We start from the raw sequence: 5485 nt of genomic DNA, 5'->3' as shown, positions 1-5485 counted from the left end.
CACAAAAACATTCGTCCCCCCAAACAACGTTTGGGGGGACGAATAAATAAGTCCGGCAGCGTCCTAGTCTCCCACAGGCTCCCGCCTGCAGTACCATCGGCGCTGAGAGGCTTAACTTCCGGGTTCGGGATGGGACCGGGTGTTTCCCTCTCGCCATGGCCACCGAAACAACTTCAGGGGCGACAACAACATGAACTTGTCAACCACAGGCCCCACACCAAGGGGGGTGGCACAAGAAAAAATTTTACAGTGGACGCGTAGCATCTTTGTAGAGACAAGCCCTCGGCCTATTAGTATCGGTCAGCTCCACACATTACTGCGCTTCCACATCCGACCTATCAACCCTGTGGTCTACAGGGGGCCTTACCAGATTCACTCTGTGGGAGCCCTCATCTTGAAGCGTGCTTCCCGCTTAGATGCTTTCAGCGGTTATCACTTCCCAACGTAGCCAACCAGCCGTGCTCCTGGCGGAACAACTGGCACACCAGAGGTTGGTCCGTCCCGGTCCTCTCGTACTAAGGACAGCCCTTCTCAAGACTCCTACGCGCGCAGCGGATAGGGACCGAACTGTCTCACGACGTTCTAAACCCAGCTCGCGTGCCGCTTTAATGGGCGAACAGCCCAACCCTTGGGACCGACTCCAGCCCCAGGATGCGACGAGCCGACATCGAGGTGCCAAACCATGCCGTCGCTATGGACGCTCGGGCAAGATCAGCCTGTTATCCCCGGGGTACCTTTTATCCGTTGAGTCCTGGCGCTTCCATCCGCCACCAGAAGATCACTAGTCCCGACTTTCGTCCCTGCTCGAGATGTCTCTCTCGCAGTCAAGCTCCCTTGTGCACTTACACTCAAAACCTGATTGCCAACCAGGCTGAGGGAACCTTTGGGCGCCTCCGTTACCTTTTGGGAGGCGACCGCCCCAGTCAAACTACCCATCAGGCACTGTCCCTGAACCGGATAACGGTCCTAGGTTAGATAACCAGAGTGACCAGAGTGGTATTTCAACGATGACTCCACAAGAACTGGCGTCCCTGCTTCACAGTCTCCCACCTATCCTACACAAGTCACACCGATCACCAATACCAAACTATAGTAAAGGTCCCGGGGTCTTTCCGTCCTGCTGCGCGTAACGAGCATCTTTACTCGTAATGCAATTTCGCCGAGTTCGTGGTGGAGACAGCGCCCAAATCGTTACTCCATTCGTGCAGGTCGGAACTTACCCGACAAGGAATTTCGCTACCTTAGGATGGTTATAGTTACCACCGCCGTTTACTGGGGCTTAAGTTCACCGCTTCACGAAACCGCTAACAGTTCCCCTTAACCTTCCAGCACCGGGCAGGAGTCAGTCCGTATACATCGTCTTACGACTTGGCACGGACCTGTGTTTTTAGTAAACAGTCGCTTGGGCCTGGTCTCTGCGACCCTCAACGCTCTCGAAGCACGTTCTAACACGTCTCAGGTCCCCCTTATCCCGAAGTTACGGGGGTATTTTGCCGAGTTCCTTCACCACGATTATCTCGATCGCCTTGGTATTCTCTACCTATCCACCTGTGTCGGTTTCGGGTACGGGCGGCTCACAACTCGCTCACGAAGCTTTTCTAGGCAGCATAGGATCACTCAATCAACACAAAAAAGTGCTGACCCATCATGTCTCAGGCACCCAGGACGCGGATTTACCTACGCCCCACCCTACACACTTAGCCTCAGACAACCACCGCTGAGGATGAGCTACCTTCCTGCGTCCCTCCGCAGCTTGCCTACTACACACTCGGGTCACAGACTCAACCACCATCACCCCGAAAGGATCCGGCAATCTCGCATGCTTAGCATCGTGCGCCTCGACACGGGCGTTGCTTCGCCGGTACGGGAATATCAACCCGTTGTCCATCGACTACGCCTGTCGGCCTCGCCTTAGGTCCCGACTTACCCAGGGCAGATTAGCTTGACCCTGGAACCCTTGGATATTCGGCGGACGGGTTTCTCACCCGTCATTCGCTACTCATGCCTGCATTCTCACTCGTGTGCACTCCACGACTGGGTCACCCCGCCACTTCAACACGCACACGACGCTCCCCTACCCATCCACACGGCCTTACGACCACACATGCGAATGCCACAGCTTCGGCGGATAACTTGAGCCCCGCTAAATTGTCGGCGCAGAATCACTTGACCAGTGAGCTATTACGCACTCTTTCAAGGATGGCTGCTTCCAAGCCAACCTCCTGGTTGTCAACGCAACTCCACATCCTTTTCCACTTAGTTACCGCTTAGGGGCCTTAGCTGATGATCTGGGCTGTTTCCCTCTCGACTATGAAGCTTATCCCCCACAGTCTCACTGCCACGCTCTCACTTACCGGCATTCGGAGTTTGGCTGATTTCGGTAAGCTTGTGGGCCCCCTAGACCATCCAGTGCTCTACCTCCGGCAAGAAACACGCAACGCTGCACCTAAATGCATTTCGGGGAGAACCAGCTATCACGGGGTTTGATTGGCCTTTCACCCCTATCCACAGCTCATCTCCTCGGTTTTCAACCCAAGTGAGTTCGGGCCTCCACGAAGTCTTACCTTCGCTTCACCCTGGCCATGGATAGATCACCCCGCTTCGGGTCTAGAGCACGCGACTGGACCGCCCTATTAGGACTCGCTTTCGCTACGGCTACCCCACACGGGTTAACCTCGCCACGTACCACTAACTCGCAGGCTCATTCTTCAAAAGGCACGCCGTCACCCCACCCAAAGGCAAGGCTCCGACGGATTGTATGCGATCGGTTTCAGGTACTATTTCACTCCCCTCCCGGGGTACTTTTCACCATTCCCTCACGGTACTGATCCGCTATCGGTCACCAAGGAGTATTTAGGCTTAGCAGATGGTCCTGCCAGATTCACACGAAATTTCAGGGGTTCCGTGCTACTTGGGGACACTGACAACAAGTGGCTTCATACGCCTACGGGAGTTTCACCCTCTACGCTACGTCATTCCAAACGCTTCAACTTCATCCACCATTGATCACTTGCCGACCCGTCAACAGCCAGGTCACGCAGGCCCCACAACACCCCTACCGCAACGCCTGTCAGCTCTCACACGGCAAAGGTTTGGCCTCCTCCGCTTTCGCTCGCCACTACTCACGGAATCACTATTGTTTTCTCTTCCTACGGGTACTGAGATGTTTCACTTCCCCGCGTTCCCTCCAACTGCCCTATACATTCAAGCAGAGGTCGCCGGACATGACTCCGGTCACTTCGAGGTTTCCCCATTCGGACATCCCAGGATCACAGCTCGTTTACCAACTCCCCTGGGCTTATCGCAGGTTACAACGTCCTTCATCGGCTCTTGGTGCCAAGGCATCCACCGATCGCACTTAGTAGCTTGTCAAAATCTACAAAGATGCTCGCGTCCACTGTAAAATTCTCAAAAACCACACACACCCACACCCACCACCACAACAACCATGGCAGGCATCAGGCATGCCCCAGAGAGACGCCACACACAGGCAGCCGACCCCTCAGGACCCAACAACGTGCAACACACACCCCAACCACACCCAAACCCCATCCTCCACACCCACCAAAGCAGGCAGTACTAACAGAACCCAGACACAACCAGGACATGCTCAGCCAATGTTCCACAAACCAGAACCATCCCAGCCCCCGAACACACGCCGGAGAAACCAGGAAAACTCGAACAACCCCACAGGGTCATCCACAAATGGCTCCTTAGAAAGGAGGTGATCCAGCCGCACCTTCCGGTACGGCTACCTTGTTACGACTTAGTCCTAATTACCGGTCCCACCTTCGACGGCTCCCTCCACAAGGGTTAGGCCACCGGCTTCGGGTGTTACCGACTTTCATGACTTGACGGGCGGTGTGTACAAGCCCCGGGAACGTATTCACCGCAGCGTTGCTGATCTGCGATTACTAGCGACTCCGACTTCATGGGGTCGAGTTGCAGACCCCAATCCGAACTGAGACCGGCTTTTTGAGATTCGCTCACCCTCACAGGCTCGCAACTCTTTGTACCGGCCATTGTAGCATGCGTGAAGCCCTGGACATAAGGGGCATGATGACTTGACGTCATCCCCACCTTCCTCCGAGTTGACCCCGGCGGTCTCCAATGAGTCCCCGGCATAACCCGCTGGCAACATTGGACGAGGGTTGCGCTCGTTGCGGGACTTAACCCAACATCTCACGACACGAGCTGACGACAGCCATGCACCACCTGTGAACCGACCAAAAAAGGGGCACCCATCTCTGAATGTTTCCGGTCCATGTCAAACCCAGGTAAGGTTCTTCGCGTTGCATCGAATTAATCCGCATGCTCCGCCGCTTGTGCGGGGCCCCGTCAATTCCTTTGAGTTTTAGCCTTGCGGCCGTACTCCCCAGGCGGGGTACTTAATGCGTTAGCTGCGGCACGGAGAACGTGGAATGTCCCCCACACCTAGTACCCACCGTTTACGGCGTGGACTACCAGGGTATCTAAGCCTGTTCGCTCCCCACGCTTTCGCTTCTCAGCGTCAGGAAAGGTCCAGAGAACCGCCTTCGCCACCGGTGTTCCTCCTGATATCTGCGCATTCCACCGCTCCACCAGGAATTCCGTTCTCCCCTACCTCCCTCAAGTCAGCCCGTATCGAAAGCAAGCTCAGAGTTAAGCCCTGAGTTTTCACTCCCGACGCGACAAACCGCCTACAAGCTCTTTACGCCCAATAAATCCGGACAACGCTCGCACCCTACGTATCACCGCGGCTGCTGGCACGTAGTTAGCCGGTGCTTCTTCTGTCGGTACCGTCACTCACGCTTCGTCCCGACTGAAAGCGGTTTACAACCCGAAGGCCGTCATCCCGCACGCGGCGTTGCTGCATCAGGCTTCCGCCCATTGTGCAATATTCCCCACTGCTGCCTCCCGTAGGAGTTTGGGCCGTATCTCAGTCCCAATGTGGCCGGTCGCCCTCTCAGGCCGGCTACCCGTCGAAGCCTTGGTGAGCCACTACCTCACCAACAAGCTGATAGGCCGCGAGCCCATCCCCAACCGCCAGAGCTTTCCAACCAGACCCATGCAGGCCCGATTCATATCCAGTATTAGCAACCGTTTCCAGTCGTTATCCCAGAGTTAGGGGCAGGTTACTCACGTGTTACTCACCCGTTCGCCACTCGTGTACCCCGAAGGGCCTTACCGTTCGACTTGCATGTGTTAAGCACGCCGCCAGCGTTCGTCCTGAGCCAGGATCAAACTCTCCGTTGAAAAATATCAGCACACCAACACCCCTCACAGAGCATCAGCACAGCTGTCAACACAGAATCCAACCACTGACACGAACCAAAACTGGTCCATCATCAATAATCAAAGGAATCCACCAGAACAACCACAAAACATGGAAGCCCTGGAAGAGGCAACACCCCACAAAAGGGTGCTACACAAAAAATTGGCATTGACTTAAAGCACGCTGTTGAGTTCTCAAGTTTCGGACACCCACCCCGCAGGGGAGCGACTC

General features: G+C 55.5%; 3 rRNA genes. All 3 read right to left on the bottom strand.

The features are described from left to right. Nucleotides 1-50: 50 nt before the first annotated feature. The 3 genes from rrf to EII35_RS15125 all read right to left on the bottom strand — a co-directional run bounded on the left by rrf (nt 51) and on the right by EII35_RS15125 (nt 5235). A 5S ribosomal RNA gene (gene rrf / locus EII35_RS15135) occupies nt 51-167 on the bottom strand. A gap of 103 nt (nt 168-270) precedes the next feature. Further along, nucleotides 271-3372: ribosomal RNA gene (locus EII35_RS15130) — 23S ribosomal RNA — on the bottom strand. Between the two features lie 345 nt (nt 3373-3717). Beyond that, nucleotides 3718-5235: ribosomal RNA gene (locus tag EII35_RS15125) — 16S ribosomal RNA — on the bottom strand. The 16S, 23S and 5S rRNA genes sit together here, the layout of an rRNA operon. Nucleotides 5236-5485: the final 250 nt, after the last annotated feature.

It is taken from the genome of Arachnia propionica (assembly GCF_003932785.1).
Lineage (GTDB): Bacteria > Actinomycetota > Actinomycetes > Propionibacteriales > Propionibacteriaceae > Arachnia > Arachnia propionica_B.
Note: the sequence above shows the minus strand (reverse complement) of the source record. Positions and strands in the feature narration are given on the sequence as shown.